The organism is Micromonospora sp. NRRL B-16802, assembly GCF_001279555.1.
Classification (GTDB): domain Bacteria; phylum Actinomycetota; class Actinomycetes; order Mycobacteriales; family Micromonosporaceae; genus Micromonospora; species Micromonospora profundi.
The window spans coordinates 106,376-124,165 of sequence record NZ_LGEB01000097.1 but is presented as its reverse complement, the minus strand read 5'-3'; the positions used below and the strand labels follow the sequence as shown (position 1 = coordinate 124,165).

Below are 17,790 nucleotides of genomic sequence, written 5' to 3'. Positions count from 1 at the left end.
CATGTGCGCCCCAGCACCCTCACGCTCCGTGGGGCGACGCCCGCCTGTCCGAACCCGGGAGGACCTCTGGTCGCGGAATCTCCGGAGGCGCGCGCCAGGCGGCGATGACGCGAATCCGGTCAGCCGATCGGCGTCGGGTGACATGGCAGTAGGTCGACGTGGCAGTGCGTCGAGGCGGCAGTGCGTCGAGGCGGCACCGCGGTCATCGGTGCGACAACCGTGCACGTGGCCGCGAGGGGGCGCGTGCGCGGGAATCCTCCGTTCGCGGCGGCACGGGATCCTGGGTCGACTCGTGGACTGCGCCGACAGCGGCAGCGCTCAGGAGGGCGAGGCATGGCGCAGGACGACGCGTAGCGGATGTGCGGCGGTGGCGGCCAGGTCGCCCAGCACCGCGAGGAGCACGGCGTACTCACCGGCGGGCTCGTCGGCGAGCAGTTGGCCGGCGTCGTCGATCAGCAGGGTGAGCGGGCCGGCGTCCAGCCGATCCCGCAGCACGTCGGCGAGGGCGTCCCAGGTGCTTCCCAGGTGGGCCGGCAGGGCCAGCGCCGCAGCCAGTGCGGCGAAGAGCGCCGGTCGGGTTCGGGTTGCCGCGCCGTCCAGCACCGACGCTCCGGGCACCGTCGGCGTCCCCGTCCGGCACACGGTCAACCACTCGGGTGGCGAGCCACCGTTCCGGTCGACCATCGCGTACCCCCTGATCTGGCTCGACCACCGGTGCCGGCCGATTGGCGGCCGGCACCGGCGTTGGTCAGAGCCGGTAGAAGTCGGTGTAGTGGTTCGGCGAAAACCACGTGACGCCGGTGCTGCGGTTCACGACGATCCGGTACGCGTCCCGGGCGGCGCCCTGGGTGCGCGGGTACACGTCGTACTCGTAGTAGGTGGCGTTGGTGGGCAGTTGACCCTCGTAGTTGTAGAACCGGCCGCCGGCGAAGTTGGATTTGCCGCCGCTCCAGGAATACCAGCCGCGGCTGGTCGGGAAGCCCTTGGCGGACCATCCGGAGCGGGCGGTGCGGGCGTCCGCGCAGCGGCTCATGGTGCAGGAGCTGTAGACCGCCGCCGAGGCGGAGCCGGTCAACCGGGGGGCCACCACGGACGGGCCGACAAGGGCGGCGGCGACCATGGCGAGGAGAAGGGCGAGGGTGGTGGTACGCCGGCGGATCGCGCCGAGCGTGGCCGGCGGGGACACGAGGGTGGACACAGGCTGCCTCCAGACCATCCGATGCATCGATCCGCGTCACTGTCGGATCGGAACCAGTCTCACCGCTGCCGGCTCGCGGCGATACCCCTTCGCGCCTCAACGCATCCACAATGCTCGGTGAACTACGGACGATCCGCTCCCCGCGCCGCAGCGCCGCTCCCCTGGTCGACGGCGTGGCTACGGGCATATCGGTCACGGGTTGTTAGCGTGAAACGCGGATCCGTGACCATAAGGGGTGCCATGACGGACGCTCCCGACGGGAGGCCGCGCCCCGCGGACCAGTGGCGGCAGCGCGGCATCCGTGGGCTGACCATCACCCGGAACGTGAGCGTCGGCGCGTGGCGCTGGTGGGCACGGAGCTGGGACCGGCTGGTCGCCGCGCTCCAGGACGAGGCACCCGTCGGCGCCGGAGCCGGTCCGTCGCCGTCCGGCCCGCTCGTGGAACAGCGCGACGCGCCCCGGCTGATCCCGGTTCCCGCGCGCGGCTACGTGTACTCGTTCTACATCCGCGCCACGTTCGCCTGGTCGTCGCCGGCGAGCCTGCGGGCCGAGGTGCTGAGTTGGTACGTGCAGTACTTCCAGCCCAACGCCGTCCAGCGGTTGACCCGGCTCGCCTCCGACGCAGCCCGGGATCTACCGCCACACCGGGCTGCGGACCTGGAGGTGGCGTTGCAGCGGGCGCTCGCCGAGGATCCGGAGTGGTCCTATCGACGCGGCGACGTCCTCATCACCTGCCGGCCCGACGCTGCTGTCCGCCTCGACGAGCGCATCATGCCGGCGCTCCAACCGCACGTCGACCGGATGGTAAAACTGGAGTACCAGTTCGACGAGCAGCTTCGCAGAGCGACGTACGCCGAGGAGCTGAGCCGCAGGTGGGTGACGATCCTGAGCGAGTACCCCGACATGGACACCGACGAGGAGGTGGCCGAGGCCCGCCAGAGCATGCTCGCCGCGCAGAAGGAGGCCGCCCGCTGGATCAGCGAACTGGTTCACCGACGAGACACCAAGGGCTGATCAGCCGGACACCCATCGTTGAGGGAGAGCGTTAGTGGCGATGCCGAAGCCAACGACCAGCAGGACGGTGACGTCCAGGGACGGCACCTCGATCGCCTACGAGCAGGCCGGCAGCGGGCCCGCCCTCATCCTTGTGGACGCCGCCGGGCACTACCGCGGGCTCAGCTCGTTCGGCGGGCTGATCGACCTGCTCGCTGCCAACTTCACCGTCTACCACTACGACCGCCGCGGTCGGGGAGACAGCACAGACACCCAGCCGTACGCCGTCGAGCGCGAAGTCGACGACCTCGCCGCGCTCATCGACGAAGCCGGCGGTTCGGCCTTTCTCTATGGCTTTTCCTCTGGCGCCCTGCTCGCCCTGCACGCTGCCGCGAACGGACTCACGATCCCCAAGCTGGCGCTTCTCGAGCCGCCGACCGACACCACTGAGGACAGGTCCGCACAAGCAGCCTTCACCGCCGAACTCGCCGAACTGATAGCGGCGGAACGCCGTACGGCCGCGGTGGAGCACTTCCTGACCGGCGTCGGCGTGCCCGACGAGGTCGTGGCCGGGATGCGCGAAAGTCAGTCCTGGTCAGCGATGGAGGCGGTCGCGCACACCCTGGTCTACGACTGCATGGTCAGCGAGGCCACCTCGCTCCAACTCCTGGCGTCGGTAAGCGTGCCGACCCTCGTCCTGGGCAGCGAGGCGAGCGGTGACGACCTCACCGGCATGACTGCCACCATTGCGAAGGCGATGCCCAACAGTTTGCACCGGAGCTTGCCCGGTGAATGGCACGGAGTTCCCGACGACGTCCTCGCGCCGGCGTTGACCGAGTTCTTCGAACGCTGAGCATTCTCCGACCCTGCCGCGAAGCGCTGCACGGCATCGTTGATCCGGGCCACTCGTCGGCCTGGCTCTAGCCGCCGAAGCTCAACGCCCGCCGTAGGTCTTCGTCGAGGCTGTCGTTGTACTGCGGGTCGGGTTCTGCCCCGGCGGCGCTGAGGACGGTGCTGAAGAAGCATCGGGCACCAACGGCGAGGATGACGCTGAAGATCTCCGTGTCATCGAGACCGTGACCGCGTAGGACCTCGATGTCGGCCTCGCGGACGGAGCTCGCATCGGTCGCGACCTTCCCGGCGAACGTGACGACTGCGACCTCCTGCGCGGAGAGGTCGGCGCTGCCGTGCTCCGTCGCGATGGCGGCGACGGTCGATGCGTCGAAGAACTTGTCGCGCAGGATCTTCCCGTGCGCCAGTCCGCAGTAGGAGGACTTCAGGGCCCGGGCTGCGGCGAGGGTCGCCAACTCGTAGCGGCGCAGCTCCATCTCGGCCTTCACCGCACCGTTGAGCTGCTGCCAGGCCAGGTACACGGCCGGGCTGTGGGCGAACAACCTTGTGTAGTTGGGCAGGTAGCCAATCGCACTCGTGTCCGCATCGAAGATCCGCTCGGTGTCCGGCGACTGCTCCGCCTGCTGCAGGTGGCTCATCCTGCCCCTCCCTACGCTCGACCGCGAACGGTACGCCGCTGCGACCCCGGACGCTGTCGGGAAAGTGGCGTAAGCGGTTCTCGACCAACGTGATCGCCCGGCACCGTCCAGCTGAGCAAAGACAAGGATGACCACAGCCCCGGCCTCCTGCGATGGTCGATGGGCACGTCCGGCCAGGCCGTCGGTCGTGCGGTTGGAGGGATCGATGGAGCACCCACTCCGTCTGCTTGACGCCGCCGAGAAGCTCCGAACCGACATGGTCGACCGGCTGGACGCGCTCGTCTCGTGCGAGTCTGCGCCAGGCTCGTTGCCCCACCTGGAAACCTGCGCCAACCTGCTTGCCCGCTGGGGCGAGGAGGTGCTCGGCCGGCCCGCCCGCCGGGTCGTTGTCGATGGGCTGCCGCACCTGCTGTGGCCGGCCGTCGACCAGCGTGTGCTGCTCCTGGGGCATTTCGACACGGTTTTCCCGGTCGGCACGATCCGGTCGAGGCCGTTCACCGTACTCGGTGACGTCGCGACGGGACCTGGCGTGTGTGACATGAAGGCCGGGATCGTGCAGATGTTCACGGCGCTGGGCCTGCTTGAGGACACCTCGGCTGTCGGTGTGCTGCTCACCTGCGACGAGGAGACCGGCTCCGTCACGTCGAGACCGTTGATCGAGCGTGAGGCTCGGCGCTCGGGTGCCGTTCTGGTCTGCGAGGCGGCCACCCCGGAGGGGCACGTGAAGGTGGCTCGCAAGGGCGGTTCGGTGTACCGGCTCACGGTCTCGGGCCGCGCCGCGCACGCCGGTGTCGAACCGCAGCGCGGGGTCAACGCCACGGTGGAGGTCGCCCATCAGGTTCTCACGTTGAGGACGCTCGGCGTGGCGGACAGCGGCGGCACGTCGGTCACGCCGACGCTGCTCTCGGCGGGCACCACGACGAACACGGTGCCCGAGCATGCCAGCCTGGCCGTTGACGTGCGCGCCTGGACCAGAGACGAACTCGAACGGGTCGATCACGCTATCCGTGGGTTGGTGCCGTTCCTGCCCGAGGCGACGCTCGCGGTGCAGGGCGGGATCAATCGGTACCCCATGTCCCCCGAGCTCGCGCGGCCGCTTCTGGAGTTGGCTCAGTCGATCGCGGGCCAGCTCGGCATTCCGCGGCTGGTGGGCGCGTCCGCTGCCGGCGCGTCCGACGGCAACTTCACCGCCGCGCTGGGCGTGCCGACCCTTGACGGCCTGGGCGCGGTGGGTGGCGGAGCGCACGCCGCCGACGAGTACGTCTGCCTCGACCGGATGCCCGAGCGGACGGCGCTCCTGGCCGGGCTCGTTGACGCTCTGTCCACGATGGAGCGTTTCGGATCGCAACCTGTCGGCGACATCCAGTAACCTGCTCAACGCCGGCGAACGTCCGGCAGCGAGGGGTCGGCGTCGATATGACTACGGGACACCGTTCGGCATCGTCGGTTCCCCTGCTCGGCGTCGAGGAGGAGTTCCTCGTCGTAGACGCCGACCGGGGTGTGGTCGTGCCGGAGGCGGCGACTGTGGTTGACGGTGCGCGCCCGGCTCTCGGCGTCCGGGTCGGCGGTGAGATCACCAAGTTCCAGGTGGAGACCCGCACCGACCCGTGCCGCAGCGTGGACGATCTCCGCGCGCAGTTGGTCGAGGGTCGCGCCGCCGTCCAGGCAGCGGCCCGGTCGGCGGGTCTGCGGGCGATCGCCAGCGGCTCACCGGTGCTCGGCTGTGCCGTACCGCCGCCCATCACCGAGGGGCCCCGGCAGGACCGGGGCACCGCCATGTTCCGTGGGCTGCATGACGAGTTGGCGATCTGCGCCGTCCACGTCCACGTGGAGGAGCCCGACCGGGACCGCGCCGTGCTGATCGGCAACCATCTGCGCCAGCACCTGCCGGTGTTCGTCGCCCTCACTGCCAACTCGCCCTACTGGGCCGAGCGCGACACCGGGTACGCGAGTTGGCGCACTGTCACGTGGGGGCGCTGGCCGGTGGCCGGCCCGCCGCCGTTCCTGCGGTCGGCACGGCAGTACGACGACCACGTGGCGATGCTCCTGGACGCGGGCGCGCTTGTCGACCACGGCACGATCTTCTGGGACCTCCGCCTGTCGATCAACCACCCGACTCTTGAGGTACGGGTGGCCGACGTACCCCTGACCGCCGTGGAATCGGCGGCGCTGGCGGCACTGGTGCGGGCCCTGGCGATCGTCGCCGGGGAGGCCGTCGACAGAGGTGACGAGGGGCCACAGCCGACGGCTGAGCTGATGCGGCTCGCGTACTGGCGGGCGGCCCGCGACGGGATGGGCGGGCACGGCGTCGACGTGATCACGGGCCGGCTGCTGCCCGCGGCGACTCTCGCCGAGCGGCTCGTGGCGCTGGCCCGGCCGGCGCTGGACGCCACGGGCGACCGGGAGCCTGTGGAGTCCTGGCTGGGGTGGCTGGCCACGAACGGCGATGGGGCGACCCGGCAGCGGGCCGCCGCGGCGCGACGCGGGCGCCTGACCGACGTCGTCGACGAGATCGCCGCCCGGACCACGCCCGCACGCGATGACGACACCGGCGGGTACGCGCCCGCCCACGCGGGAGACGCACACGCTGTCGCTGCTCGAACCCCGTCCAAGCGGCCCATGTACGAAGAAAGCACAACGGCGTAACGACAAGCCGCCCGGCCCCGGAAATGCTTGAGAAACCGGATGTCGACGGCGGGCGTGCCCTCCCGTGAAGACCGGTGCACCGGATCAGGGGAGGTCCCAGGTGAACGACGCAGATCTGCTGTCCACTGTCGCCATCCAGCACGACCGGAGGCCCCCGGCGGACATGGTGCGCGACGCGGAGGCCTTCGCCGAACGGATGGCGTTACGCCGTTCCGTGCGTGACTTCGCCGGCGACCCGATTCCCGACGGGGTGATCGAGGCCGCCATCCGGGCCGCGTCGACAGCGCCCAGTGGTGCGAACGTGCAGCCGTGGCGGTTCGTGGTGCTGACCGACCCGGCACGCAAACGCCGGCTGCGCGAGGCGGCGGAGGCCGAGGAACGCGCCTTCTACGACCGCCGCGCCTCGGCGGAGTGGCTGGGTGCGATCGCCAGGCTAGGCACCGACTGGCGGAAGCCGTTCCTGGAGACCGCACCTGCCGTCATCGTCGTCTTCGAGGTGCACCAGGGGCCGAACAGCCCGAAGCCCTACTACGTCAAGGAGTCCGTGGGCATCGCCGTCGGTCTTCTGATCACCGCGCTGCACCACGCCGGCCTGGTCACCCTGACCCACACGCCCAGTCCGATGCGGTTCCTCAACGAGGTGTGCGAGCGTCCGCCGGAGGAGCGCCCGTACGTGGTGATGCCCGTCGGGTATCCCGCGCCGGACGCCCAGGTGCCCGATCTGACCCGCAAACCCCTCGATGAGGTCATGATCCGGTGGTGAGGTCCCCGGTCAGGAATTCGACAAGGGGCTCGACGTGGCGGTCCGGGCGCCGCCACTCGGCCAGCAGGTCCTCCAGCAGGTGCTGCTCGGCGACCAGTTCCGCGCCACGGTAACGCCGGATCACCGGGTGGATGAAGGCGCTCTCCCTCGCCCGGTCGGGGGTCGGGTGCCTGTCGATGGCGAAGACGTCGCCGTAGTCGTCGCGGCCCCACCGCAGCGCGAGTGTGTACCACTGAGCGGCGGCCCCGAAGCGCTCCACCGCGTAGTCCTCCGGCAGGTCCTCGTAGTGGTGGAAGTCGCCGGTGGCGTCGTCGCGGACGAAGACGTCGCACAGGTACTCGAACTGGGTCCACAACGCCGAGGACCAGTTGACGCGGTCGAGCATGAGTTTGGTCAGCGACGCGGGGTCGGCGGGCGTCGTCGCGTACGGCAGCGGCACGCCGTCGTAGCGCTCCCGCAGCATCCGCGTGAACGTGCGCAGGTTGTACCGGAAGCCGTCGATGAAGGGCGACGAGGCGTGTTTGGCGTCCCGGTCCTGGGCGATGGTGCCGGCGAAGTACAGGTCGTCGACGTTGCGGGACTGCCAGTCGGGGCGCAGACCGGGCATGCGGCCGTCGCGCACCATGTCGGGGCGGACCGTCTCGTCGAACATTGCGGTGTTCATCCGGAAGCCCGTGCACCTGAGCACCGTGTGGTAGTCGAGGACCGCGGTCTCCCCCTGGGCGTGGGTGTACGTGATGGACACCTCGTACCGTCCGTCGACCTGACGGATCTCGTCGATCGTGCAGTCCAGCACCGAGTGCAGCGTCTTGAACTGGTAGCTGTCGAGGATCGCGCCGTACTGGCCACGGACGTCGCCGGGGTGTTTGGTGTTCCATGCCAGTCGCAACGGTTGCCGGCTGGCGAGGTGCACCATCGACGCCCGCCCGAGGATTGCCGACGCCGTCTCGAACGCGGAGTTGCCCTTGCCGATGATGAGGACCCGCTGACCGTCGTACGCCGTGGGGTCGACGACCATGTCCTCGTACCCGATGGCGTGTTCGATGCCCTTGATGGCGGGCACGAACGGCTGGCCCCAGCCGGTGGCCACGACCAGGCAGCGCGCCCGCACCTCACCCTTGTTGGTGCGCACCGTGAAGCCGTCGTCGGTCCGGGTGATCCGCTCGACTGTCGTGCCGTAGCGGACGTTGAGCTTGTGGACGCGTTGGAACTCGGCGAGGTAGCGCACCAGGTCGTCGGCCGCCGGCAGGTACTCCTCGCTGAACTTCGGGAACAACAGATCCGGGTCGTCGTTGAGCAGCGAGTTCCAGTCCCAGCGGAGGCGGATCTCGGGATCGGTGCTGTCGGTGTGCACCTTGTTGAGCGAGATGAGCCGGCGGTGGCGCGGAAACCGCGTGAAGAACCCGCCCGGCGCGTCGCCGCTCTCGAACGTCAGGTAGTCGGCGCCCTGCTGCTGGAGGTAGTAGCTCAGTTGAAGGCCGGCAGGCCCGGCCCCGACGATGACGTACCTGTGTTCGCTGCTGACCATCCTGCGACCCTTCGACGGAGAAACGGGTCCATCGACCATGGGATGCAATGCGTTACGTGTCAATACCACTGCGTTGAGAAACGGTAGGCGCGGCAACGCCTGTCAGCTCGGGACGTCCCGACGGCGGAAACCGGCGACGCCCGCCGCGAGCAGTAACGCGGCCACCGCTGTCAGCACCACGAGCGGCAGCGCCACCGGGTCGACAGCGGGCACGGACGGCACATGGGTGTACGGCGACAGGTCGAGCGCCGCCTGCGGTAGTTCCAGGACCGCGCCGAGCTGCCCGAGCAGCAGGAAGACCAGCAGCACCGCCCAGGACAGCGCCACCGACCGGCGGGGCAGCAGACCGAACAGCGCTGTCACCACCCCGGCGACCACCAGGAGGGCGGGCAGCCGCAGCAGCGCGGCGCCAGCCAGCTCGACGGCCGAGCCGAGCGGATCGCCGGTGACCAGGCCGTAGCCGAGGCCTGTGGTCAGGCCGGCGAGCAGCAGCAACGCGACAGCGCCGAGCACGGCGGCGAGCACCTGGGTGCCGAGCCAGCGGGTACGACCCACGGCGGTGGCCAGCGCCGCCTCCAGTGTCCCGTCGGTCTCGTCGCCGCGTACGCGCAGCAGGGCCTGCACGACGTACGCGCCGATGGTCAGCGCGAACAGCCCCAGCATCGCGGCCAGGTACGCGTCGAGCAGGTTGTCGCCACCGCCCATCGCGTTTATCGCCTCGGCGGCGGCCGGGTTCGCGTCGATCATCGCGTTGAACTCGTCGGCGGCGACGCCCATCGACAGGCCGAGGACTGCCACTCCGACCGCCCAGCCCAGCAGGGTTCCCCGTTGCGTACGCCAGGCCAGGCCGGCGGGGCTGAGCAGCCCGGCCGCGCCGGTGGCCGGGCCGCGCCGGGGTGCGATGAGGCCGGCGCCCAGGTCACGTCGCTCCGCGAGGGCGTACGCGAGCGCCACCCCTGCCGCCAGCAGCAGAACGGGCAGGGCGAGCACCCACCACTGCTCGTCGCCGAAGGCGCGCACCTGGTTGCCCCAACCGAGCGGGGAGAGCCAGGACGGCCAGGCGCTGCGTACCCGGGTGCCGTCGGCGCTCTGCTCGCCGAGGACGTCACCGGCGGCGCGCAGCACGAAGGAGAGCCCGACGACAGCGGCGGCGAGTGCGTTGGCGCCTCGGGCGGTCACCGAGAGCTGCGCGGTGACCGCGGCCACGGCCGTGAAGGCGATCCCGACGCCACCGATCGCGCCGGCCGCGGCGACCGAACCGGCAAGTGGCAGACCCGCGCCGACCAGCGCGAGCAGGAGCAGCGCGGCGGCCAGCACGTTCGCCGCGACGACGACCGTCAGCGCGGCGGTGAGCGGCGCGTACCTGCCGACGACTGACGCGCCGAGCAGCTCCGCCCGGCCGGTCTCCTCGTCCTGGCGCGTGTGCCGGACCACGGCGAAGCTGCTCAGCAGCGCGACGATCAGGGCCAGCGTCACGTATGTCTCGGCGACCACCACGGCTCCGAGGTCGGTGCCGGCGATCGGGCCGTTGAAGGCGCGGGCGACGAGGCTGGACGCCGAGGTGGTGGCGTAGCCCTGGCGGGCGGCCTCGTCGGGGTAGATGCCGGCGACGCTGCCGGCGAGGGCGTAGCCGAGCAGCGGTGTGCCGAGGACCCAGATGGCGAGGCGGATCCGGTCGCGGCGCAGCACCAGGCGGGCCAGCCGGGGCGTACCGGTGAGGGCGCTCACCGCGCACCTGCCCCTGGGGCGTCGGCGGCGGCGGCGCGGCCGTTCGCGGCGGCCGGGTCGTCGCCGTAGTGACGCAGGAAGAGCTGTTCCAGTGTGGGCGGTGTGCTTGTCAGCGCCCGGACACCGAAGTGGACGAGCCGGCCGAGCAGCTCGTCCAGGTGCGCCGGCTCGACCTCCAGGTGGGTACGACCGTCGACCTCGTGCACGTCGTGCACGCCGGGCAGCTCGGCCAGACCGGTGGCCGGGCGGGCCGTTTCGACGGTCACCGCCGTACGGGTGAGGTGGCGCAGCTCGGTGAGGGTGCCGGACTCGACGGTCCGACCCTCGCGGATGATGCTGACCCGGTCGCAGAGGGCCTCGACCTCGGCGAGCACATGGCTGGAGAGCAGCACTGTCGCGCCGGCCCGCTTGATCCGCCGGACCTCGTCCTGGAACACCGCCTCCATGAGGGGGTCGAGGCCGGAGGTCGGCTCGTCGAGCACGTACAGCTCCACGTTCGACGAGAACGCGGCGACGATGGCGACCTTCTGCCGGTTGCCCTTGGAGTAGGTACGGCACCTGCGGGTGGGGTCCAGGTCGAAGCGGCGCAGCAGCTCGTCGCGGCGGTGCTGGTCGAGGCCGCCGCGCAGCTCACCGAGCAGGTCGATCGCCTCTCCCCCGGTGAGGTTGGGCCAGAGGCTGACGTCGCCGGGCACGTACGCCAGCCGGCGGTGCAGGCGGACGGCATCGCGCCACGGATCGGCGTCGAGCACCAGCGCCTCGCCGGAGTCGCGGCGCAGCAGGCCGAGCAGGATCCGGATGGCTGTCGACTTGCCGGCGCCGTTGGGGCCGAGGAAGCCGTGCACCTCTCCCCGCTCGACCCGAAGGTCGAGCCCGTCGAGTGCCCGGATGGCACCGAACGTCTTGACCAGGTTGCCGATCGAGATGACGGGCATCGCCCCTCCTGCCGTTGGCTGCGTCGATCACCCTCACTGTACTGACCGACGGTCAGACGAATCAACGGTGACCATCCACACGAACGAGGGCGACCGCCACTCGGTGTCGGCGATCGACCCGGAAGCGCTCATCTAGGCTGGCGCAATGACCGCCGATCCCGCGGACGACACCCGTACCCGGATCCTGCGTGCCGCGCTCGACCTCTTCGCCGAACACGGCTACCAGCGCACCTCGCTGCGTCAGATCGGCGAACGGCTGCGGCTGACCAAGGCCGCCATCCTGTACCACTTCCCGGCAAAGGAGCACCTGCTCGGCGCCCTTGTCGAACCGTTGGTGGCCGACCTGGAGGCACTGCTCGACTCCGCACAGGGGCAGCCGACCGAGCAGGCACGGTGGACGGTTCTGGAGGGCTGGGTCGACATCATGCTCGCCCACCGCCGGCCGCTCGGCATGCTCTTCCACGACATCGCGCTTGTGGGCCGGGGCGACACGTACCACCGGTTGATGACGATCGCGATGCGCGCCAACGACGTCATCGCCGGGCCGGACGGCGGTCGCCGGGACCGGGTCCGGGCGGTCCAGGCGGTGGCCACGTGCAGCGACCCGGTCGTCTTCTTCACCGACGTGCCCGACGAGGTGCTGCGCGCCGACATGCTCGACGGCGTACGCCGACTGCTGACCCCGGACGCCGCGCCCCCACCTCCACGGGACCTGGCCACGGCGGGCGCTGCCGTGGGGTCGCCGGCCCCGCAGGCGGGCGCTGGTCGACGCCGGCCAGGGCGGCCCCCGGCGCTGGCCCGGGAGCAGGTCGAGGCGGCGCGTCGGATGCACGCGGCGGGCACCCACTCGGTGGACGCGATCGCCGCGACGCTGGGGGTCTCGCGGGCCACCGTCTACCGGCACCTGACCGATAATAATGAGACGGTTTAGCGACGATTTCGAGACCGTTGTGAGCAGCGGTCAGGCCGCCAGTGTGGCGTAGCGGCCGTTGCGGTGCAGCAGGCTGTCGTGGTCGCCGGACTCGACGATCCGGCCGTGGTCGAGCACCGCGATCTGGTCGGCGTCGCGGACGGTGGAGAGGCGGTGCGCGATGGTGATCGTGGTACGACCCTCGGCGAGCACGTCGAACGCCCGCTGCACGGCCCGCTCGGTCTCGGTGTCCAGTGCGCTGGTGGCCTCGTCGAGGACCAGAATGCGCGGGTCGCGCAGCAGCGTACGGGCGATGGCAAGGCGTTGCTTCTCGCCGCCGGAGAACCGGTGCCCGCGTGAGCCGACCATGGTGTCGTACCCGTCGGGAAGATCAGCGATCAGGTCGTGGATCTGGGCGGCGCGGGCCGCGTCCTCGATCTCGGCGTCGGTGGCGTCCGGGCGGGCGTAGCGCAGGTTCTCCCGGACTGTGGTGTGCAGCAGGTACGTCTCCTGGCTGACCACGCCGACGATGGCGGCCAGGTCGGCAAGGCGCATGTCGCGCAGGTCGACGCCGTCGATGGTGATCCGACCGGCGGTGGGGTCGTGCAGGCGGCTGATCAGCCCGGCGAGCGTGCTCTTGCCGGAGCCGGTCTCGCCGACCAGGGCGAGGCTGGTGCCGGCGGGCACGTCGAGCGTGATCCCGGCGAGGGCTGCCGTGTCGCTGCCGGGGTAGCCGAAGGTGACGTCGTCCAGGCGCAGGTGTCCGCGTGCCCGGGCGGGGTCGACAGCGACCGGCTCGGCGGGGTCGGCCACGTCGACGGGCAGGTCAAGGTATTCGAAGATGCGGGCGAACAGCGCCAGCGAGGCGGTCAGCGACACACCCACGTTGAGCAGCCCCATCAGTGGCCGGAACAAGCCGCCCTGGAGGGCGGTGAAGGCGACCAGGGTGCCGATGCTCAGGGTGCCGGCGGCGCCGGGCAGGCCTGCGGCGAGGTAGATGACCGCCGGTACGGCGGCGAAGATGATGCTCATCGAGGCCATCCGCCAACGGCCGGCAAGCTCGCTGCGCAGCTCAAGGTCGACGAGTCGGGCCGAGGAGGCGGTGAACCGGTCGATGAGCGCCGGGCCGGTGCCGAGGGTCTTGGCGAGCTGCACGCCGCTGATCGAGAGCCCTTCCTCGACCGTGACGTTGAGGTCGGCCAGTTCACGCTGCCGCTGGGCGGTGATCTCGCGGCGCATGCGGGCGACCCGGCGGGTCAGCCAGATGGCCGGCGGCAGCACGACGAGGGAGACGAGGGAGAGCTGCCAGGAGAGCGCGATCATGGCGACGGCGGTGGCGACCACGGTGGTGAGGTTGGAGGCGACGGCGGTGGCGGTGGAGGTGACCACCGACTGCATGCCGCCGATGTCGTTGGTGATGCGGGACTGCACCTCGCCGGTGCGGGTGCGGGTGAAGAAGCCCAGCGACTGGCGCTGGAGGTGGCTGAAGACGTCGGTGCGCAGCCGGTGCATGACCCGCTGCCCCACCTGGGTGGAGATCCAGGTCTGCACGACGCCGAGGGCGGCGGTCACCGCGGCGACGGCGACCATGCCGAGGACCAGCCAGACGAGCAGGGTCAGGTCGCCCTGCGGGAGGGCCCTGTCGATCACGGCGCGTAGGAGGAACGGGGTTGCCATCGCGATGATCGAGGAGACCACGATGATCGCGGTGACGATGGCCAGCGCGGGTCGGTGCGGGGTGAACAGGCGGCCGATGCGGCGCAGGGAAACCTGACGGGCCTGCAACTTCTCCTCGGCGCTGACGGTGCGGTGGCCGCGGTCGCGGCCCATGGGGGTGGGGTCCAAGGGGTGTCACCTCTCGATCGGATATGCTGAGGTTACCTCAACATGAGGGAACAACAGCATTGCCTGCTACGGTATTCCGGTGATCGCGGACACCGCCGACAGCGGCGAGGACGAGAGCCTCGCGGAGGCGTTCTGGGGCGTCGCGTCCCGGCTGCGCCGGCAGACCCGTGAGGCCTTGGCGCCCTGGGACATCACTCCCAGCCAGTCCCGGGCGCTCGGTGTGCTGGCCCGGCACGGCGAGGTGCGCCCCGGCACCCTCGCCGAGCACCTGCGCATCGCCCCCCGCTCGGCCACCGAGGTCATCGACGACCTACAGGCCAGAGGGCTCGTCGAACGCCGCAGTGACCCTGCCGACCGGAGGGCGACGCTCGTCGTCCTCACCGCGGAGGGCGAGCGGGTCAGCACCGCCATCCGGTCCGCTCGCCGCGCCGAGGCGGACCGCTTCTTCGGGCACCTCGACGACGCCGACCGCGCCGAGCTGGCCCGCATCCTGCGCACCCTGCGCGCCTGATGCAAGGAAGGGCACCTTGTTAACGCCTGGTGCATAGGAAGGGGCCCTTCCTAACAGCTGGGAGCCACTGCCGCACGGTTTGGCCACCCGGTATCGGGGTAGCCAGCCGCCCCCGTCCGGTCGACGGGACCGGCTACCGCCTGCCGGGACGACGTGACAGGAGGACTCTCGTGCCGCTGCTGTCCCGCCCGAACCACCACCACCGCGCCGCCTGATGTGCGGAATCAGCGGGGAGGCCCGCTTCGACGGTCAGACGCCCGACGCGGCGGCGGTCACCCGGATGACCGAGGCCATGCGCACCCGGGGTCCCGACGGCGAAGGGCTCCACACCGCCGACTGGGTCACCCTCGGCCACCGCCGGCTGACAATCATCGACCTGTCCGACGCCGGCGGCCAGCCGATGGTGCGCGACGACCTGGGCCTCGCGCTGGTCTTCAACGGCTGCATCTACAACTACCCGGAACTGCGCGAGGAACTGCGAAACGCCGGGTACGCGTTCCACTCGACAAGCGACACCGAGGTCATCCTTGTGGCGTACGCGCACTGGGGTGAACGCTTCGTCGACCACCTCGTGGGCATGTTCGCGATCGGGCTTGTCGACAGGACCCGACGGCGGCTGATCCTGGCCCGGGACCGGCTCGGCATCAAACCGCTCTACCTCGCCGAGACCCCCGGACGGCTGCGGTTCGCCTCCACCCTGCCCGCGCTGCTGAGCGCCGGTGACGTGGACACCAGCATCGACCCGGTGGCGCTGCACCACTACCTGTCCTGGCACTCCATCGTGCCCGCGCCCCGGACCGTACTGCGCGGCGTGCGCAAGCTGCCGCCGGCCACCCTGCGGGTCATCGAGGCGGACGGGCGCAGCCGGGAGGAGGTGTACTGGCGGCCCGACTACGTACGGGAACCGGCCGACGCGGGAATGGACGCCGCCGACTGGCGGGCCGCCGTCGGCGACGCGCTGCGCACCGCGGTACGCCGACGGCTTGTCGCCGACGTCCCCGTGGGCGTGCTGCTCTCCGGCGGCCTGGACTCCAGCCTCATCGTGGCGCTGCTCGCCGAGGCCGGTCAACAGCACCTGCGGACGTTCAGCATCGGCTTCGACAGCCGTGGCGAGGAATCCGGCGACGAGTTCCACTACTCCGACCTGGTGGCCCGCGCGTACGACACCGACCACCAGCGGATCCGCCTGTCGAACGACGACCTGGTACCCGCCGCACGCCGGGCGGTGCTTGCGATGAGCGAGCCGATGGGCAGTCACGACGTGGTGGCCTTCCATCTGCTCTCCGAGCAGGTCGCGCGGCACGTGAAGGTGGCACAGTCCGGGCAGGGCGCCGACGAGGTGTTCGCCGGGTACGGCTACCACCAGCCGCTGGTGCAGGCACCCCGGCACGGCGCTGAGGAGACGTTCGCCGCCGCGTTCTTCGACCGCGACCACGACGAGCTACGCCAGGTCGTCGGCCCGGAGTACGCGCTGGACCACGACGCCAGCCGGGACCTGCTCGCCGGGCATCTCGCCGCACCCGGCGCGCAGTCGGCGCTGGACGCGGTGCTGCGCCTGGACACCCACCTCATGCTTCCCGACGACCCGGTCAAGCGGGTGGACAACATGAGCATGGCGTGGGGCCTGGAGGTGCGTACCCCGTTCCTCGACCAGGACCTGGTCACCCTTGCCGCGCACTGCCCGCCGGAGCACAAGGTGGCCCAGGGCGGCAAGGGCGTGCTCAAGGAGGTCGCCCGGCAGGTGGTGCCGGCCGAGGTGATCGACCGCCCGAAGGGCTACTTCCCGGTTCCGGCGCTGCGCAATGTGGACGGGCCGGTCCGAGGGCTGGTCGCCGATGCGTTGCAGGCGCCTGCCGCGCGCGAGCGAGGGCTGTTCCGCCCGGAGTACGTGGCGCGGCTGCTCGCCGAACCGGGCCGCGCCGAGGCGGCGGCCGGCAGCAACAAGCTGTGGCAGCTCGGCCTGCTGGAACTCTGGTTGCAGACCCACGACATCCGCTGAGGCCGCGCCAGGTCGGGTCAGTCGGCGGCCGTGCGGGCCGCCAGGTCGTCGATGACGGCACGCAGGTCACCGGTACGCGCCAACACCTCACGCTGGCGGGTCGCGCCGGTGCCGTCACGGCGCAGCCGGGCCAGTTGCGCCAGCACGTACCCGAGGTCGCCGTGACGGAGCAGCGCCGGGGCCACCTTGGCCATCAGGTCGTCGACCATCGTCCACGCTGGTCGGGTGCCGCCGGCCCGCAGATCGATCAGCTCGCCGTCCAGGCCGTCGTGGGCGGCACGCCAGTGCGCCGCCGCCACCAGGCAGTCACGGGTACGCGGTGCGGTCACACCGGCGCGTACGTCGTCGGCGAGGGAGGCGACAAGTGCGCGCACCAGCGCGGCGACGAGCACCGCGTCATCCACGTCGGAGCAGACGTCACCGACGCGCACCTCCACTGTCGGGTACGCCGACGACGGCCGGGCGTACCAGTAGACCATCGCCGCGTCCAGCATGATGCCCGCGGCGATCAGCTCGTCGACGGTGCGGTCGTAGTCGGCTGCGGAGTCGAAGTACGGCGTCGGTCCGATGCTCGGCCACCGTTCCAACTGCATCGACCGCCAACTGGCATGGCCGGTGTCCTGCCCGTCGTGCAGCGGCGAGTTGGTGGTGATGGCCTGCACCACCGGCAGCCATCCCCGCAGGTGGTTGCAGACCTGCACGGCCAACTCCCGGTCCGGCAGTCCGACGTGCACGTGGCAGCCGCAGACCGCCGGATCGTGCGCCACAGGCCCGTACCGGCGCGACATCGCGTGGTAGCGCGGCTTGTCCGGCACCGTCCGGTGCGGTTCGGCCACCGGCGTGGCACCGACCGCCACCAGCCGTGCCCCGGCCGCGGCGGCGGCCTCCCCGGCGGATCGGCGCAGCGCCACCAGGTGACCACGCAGCTCGGAGAGGTCGGCGCAGACCGGGGAGACCATCTCCACCATGCTGTGCCGGAACTCCTGGCGGCTCTGGTCCCGGGCGGATCCGCGCAGCGCGGTGAGCACCTTGTCGGCCACCGGCAGGTTCCGCCCGCTCTCCGGGTCCAGCAGCAGGTATTCCTCCTCCACGCCGAGCGTGAGGATGCCCAGGTCGGGCACGGTGTCGACGGTCGTCGGACGGTACGCCATGGCCGCCTCCATCCGGTTTTGCGGCCACGGGTGGACCCGTGGCCGGGGCGCCCCGGTTTCCCGCGTAAGGCAGGCGGCAAACGCGCGGGCGGA

At 71.0% G+C, this 17,790-nt stretch carries 16 protein-coding genes; 8 read left to right on the top strand and 8 right to left on the bottom strand.

Annotated features, from left to right (window positions below; all coding sequences use genetic code 11):
- Positions 1-318: 318 nt before the first annotated feature.
- Positions 319-684 carry a barstar family protein gene (locus ADK66_RS26035; protein WP_053659773.1) on the bottom strand — a complete coding sequence of 122 codons (366 nt, stop codon included), beginning with the start codon at positions 682-684 and terminating at the stop codon, positions 319-321.
- A 64-nt stretch (positions 685-748) separates the two neighbouring features.
- Positions 749-1,198 carry a ribonuclease domain-containing protein gene (locus tag ADK66_RS26030; protein WP_231640197.1) on the bottom strand — a complete coding sequence of 150 codons (450 nt, stop codon included), beginning with the start codon at positions 1,196-1,198 and terminating at the stop codon, positions 749-751.
- 240 nt (positions 1,199-1,438) lie between these two features.
- Here ADK66_RS26030 and ADK66_RS26025 point away from each other — a divergent pair, with 240 nt between their 5' ends.
- Positions 1,439-2,212: a hypothetical protein gene (locus tag ADK66_RS26025; RefSeq protein WP_053659772.1), complete on the top strand. Its 774-nt coding sequence runs from the start codon at positions 1,439-1,441 to the stop codon at positions 2,210-2,212.
- A 40-nt stretch (positions 2,213-2,252) separates the two neighbouring features.
- The gene (locus ADK66_RS26020) at positions 2,253-3,044 is read left to right on the top strand and encodes an alpha/beta fold hydrolase (RefSeq protein WP_053660087.1); all 792 of its coding nucleotides are present in this window, start codon (positions 2,253-2,255) and stop codon (positions 3,042-3,044) included.
- 67 nt (positions 3,045-3,111) lie between these two features.
- Here the strand turns inward: ADK66_RS26020 and ADK66_RS26015 are convergent, their stop codons facing one another.
- A complete protein-coding gene (locus ADK66_RS26015; RefSeq protein WP_053659770.1) occupies positions 3,112-3,681 on the bottom strand; it encodes a peroxidase in 570 nt (189 codons plus the stop codon).
- A gap of 205 nt (positions 3,682-3,886) precedes the next feature.
- Here ADK66_RS26015 and ADK66_RS26010 point away from each other — a divergent pair, with 205 nt between their 5' ends.
- The 3 genes from ADK66_RS26010 (at position 3,887) to ADK66_RS26000 (ending at position 7,090) form a co-directional block, all read left to right on the top strand.
- On the top strand, positions 3,887-5,050 hold the full coding sequence (locus ADK66_RS26010; RefSeq protein ID WP_053660085.1) for a M20/M25/M40 family metallo-hydrolase: 1,164 nt from the start codon (positions 3,887-3,889) through the stop codon (positions 5,048-5,050).
- A 47-nt stretch (positions 5,051-5,097) separates the two neighbouring features.
- On the top strand, positions 5,098-6,327 hold the full coding sequence (locus tag ADK66_RS26005) for a glutamate--cysteine ligase (protein ID WP_157552925.1): 1,230 nt from the start codon (positions 5,098-5,100) through the stop codon (positions 6,325-6,327).
- 163 nt (positions 6,328-6,490) lie between these two features.
- Positions 6,491-7,090, top strand: coding sequence for a nitroreductase family protein (locus ADK66_RS26000; protein ID WP_157552942.1), 600 nt, complete (start codon positions 6,491-6,493; stop codon positions 7,088-7,090).
- Here the strand turns inward: ADK66_RS26000 and ADK66_RS25995 are convergent.
- From ADK66_RS25995 to ADK66_RS25985, 3 genes are all read right to left on the bottom strand, one after another.
- Entirely contained in the window at positions 7,074-8,618 is a 1,545-nt protein-coding gene (locus ADK66_RS25995; RefSeq protein WP_053659769.1) for an NAD(P)-binding domain-containing protein, read from the bottom strand. The two genes, ADK66_RS26000 and ADK66_RS25995, sit on opposite strands and share 17 nt — an antisense overlap.
- 102 nt (positions 8,619-8,720) lie before the next feature.
- Entirely contained in the window at positions 8,721-10,346 is a 1,626-nt protein-coding gene (locus tag ADK66_RS25990) for an ABC transporter permease (RefSeq protein WP_053659767.1), read from the bottom strand.
- A complete protein-coding gene (locus tag ADK66_RS25985) occupies positions 10,343-11,281 on the bottom strand; it encodes an ABC transporter ATP-binding protein (protein WP_053659765.1) in 939 nt (312 codons plus the stop codon). Before ADK66_RS25985 ends, ADK66_RS25990 begins: the two co-directional genes overlap by 4 nt.
- A 145-nt stretch (positions 11,282-11,426) precedes the next feature.
- Here ADK66_RS25985 and ADK66_RS25980 point away from each other — a divergent pair, with 145 nt between their 5' ends.
- A complete protein-coding gene (locus ADK66_RS25980) occupies positions 11,427-12,212 on the top strand; it encodes a TetR family transcriptional regulator (RefSeq protein WP_053659763.1) in 786 nt (261 codons plus the stop codon).
- Positions 12,213-12,242: 30 nt separating this feature from the next.
- Here the strand turns inward: ADK66_RS25980 and ADK66_RS25975 are convergent, their stop codons facing one another.
- Positions 12,243-14,021 (bottom strand): ABC transporter ATP-binding protein, encoded by a 1,779-nt coding sequence (locus ADK66_RS25975; RefSeq protein WP_197281643.1) that lies wholly within the window; start codon positions 14,019-14,021, stop codon positions 12,243-12,245.
- Between the two features lie 94 nt (positions 14,022-14,115).
- On the opposite strand from ADK66_RS25975, the gene ADK66_RS25970 reads away from it, so the two are divergent.
- Both ADK66_RS25970 and ADK66_RS25965 read left to right on the top strand, forming a co-directional pair.
- The gene (locus ADK66_RS25970; protein WP_231640196.1) at positions 14,116-14,547 is read left to right on the top strand and encodes a MarR family winged helix-turn-helix transcriptional regulator; all 432 of its coding nucleotides are present in this window, start codon (positions 14,116-14,118) and stop codon (positions 14,545-14,547) included.
- A gap of 214 nt (positions 14,548-14,761) precedes the next feature.
- Positions 14,762-16,546 carry an N-acetylglutaminylglutamine amidotransferase gene (locus ADK66_RS25965; RefSeq protein ID WP_053659759.1) on the top strand — a complete coding sequence of 595 codons (1,785 nt, stop codon included), beginning with the start codon at positions 14,762-14,764 and terminating at the stop codon, positions 16,544-16,546.
- A gap of 17 nt (positions 16,547-16,563) precedes the next feature.
- Here ADK66_RS25965 and ADK66_RS25960 read toward each other — a convergent pair whose 3' ends face one another.
- Positions 16,564-17,697, bottom strand: coding sequence for a glutamate--cysteine ligase (locus ADK66_RS25960; RefSeq protein ID WP_053660077.1), 1,134 nt, complete (start codon positions 17,695-17,697; stop codon positions 16,564-16,566).
- Between the last annotated feature and the right edge of the window lie 93 nt (positions 17,698-17,790).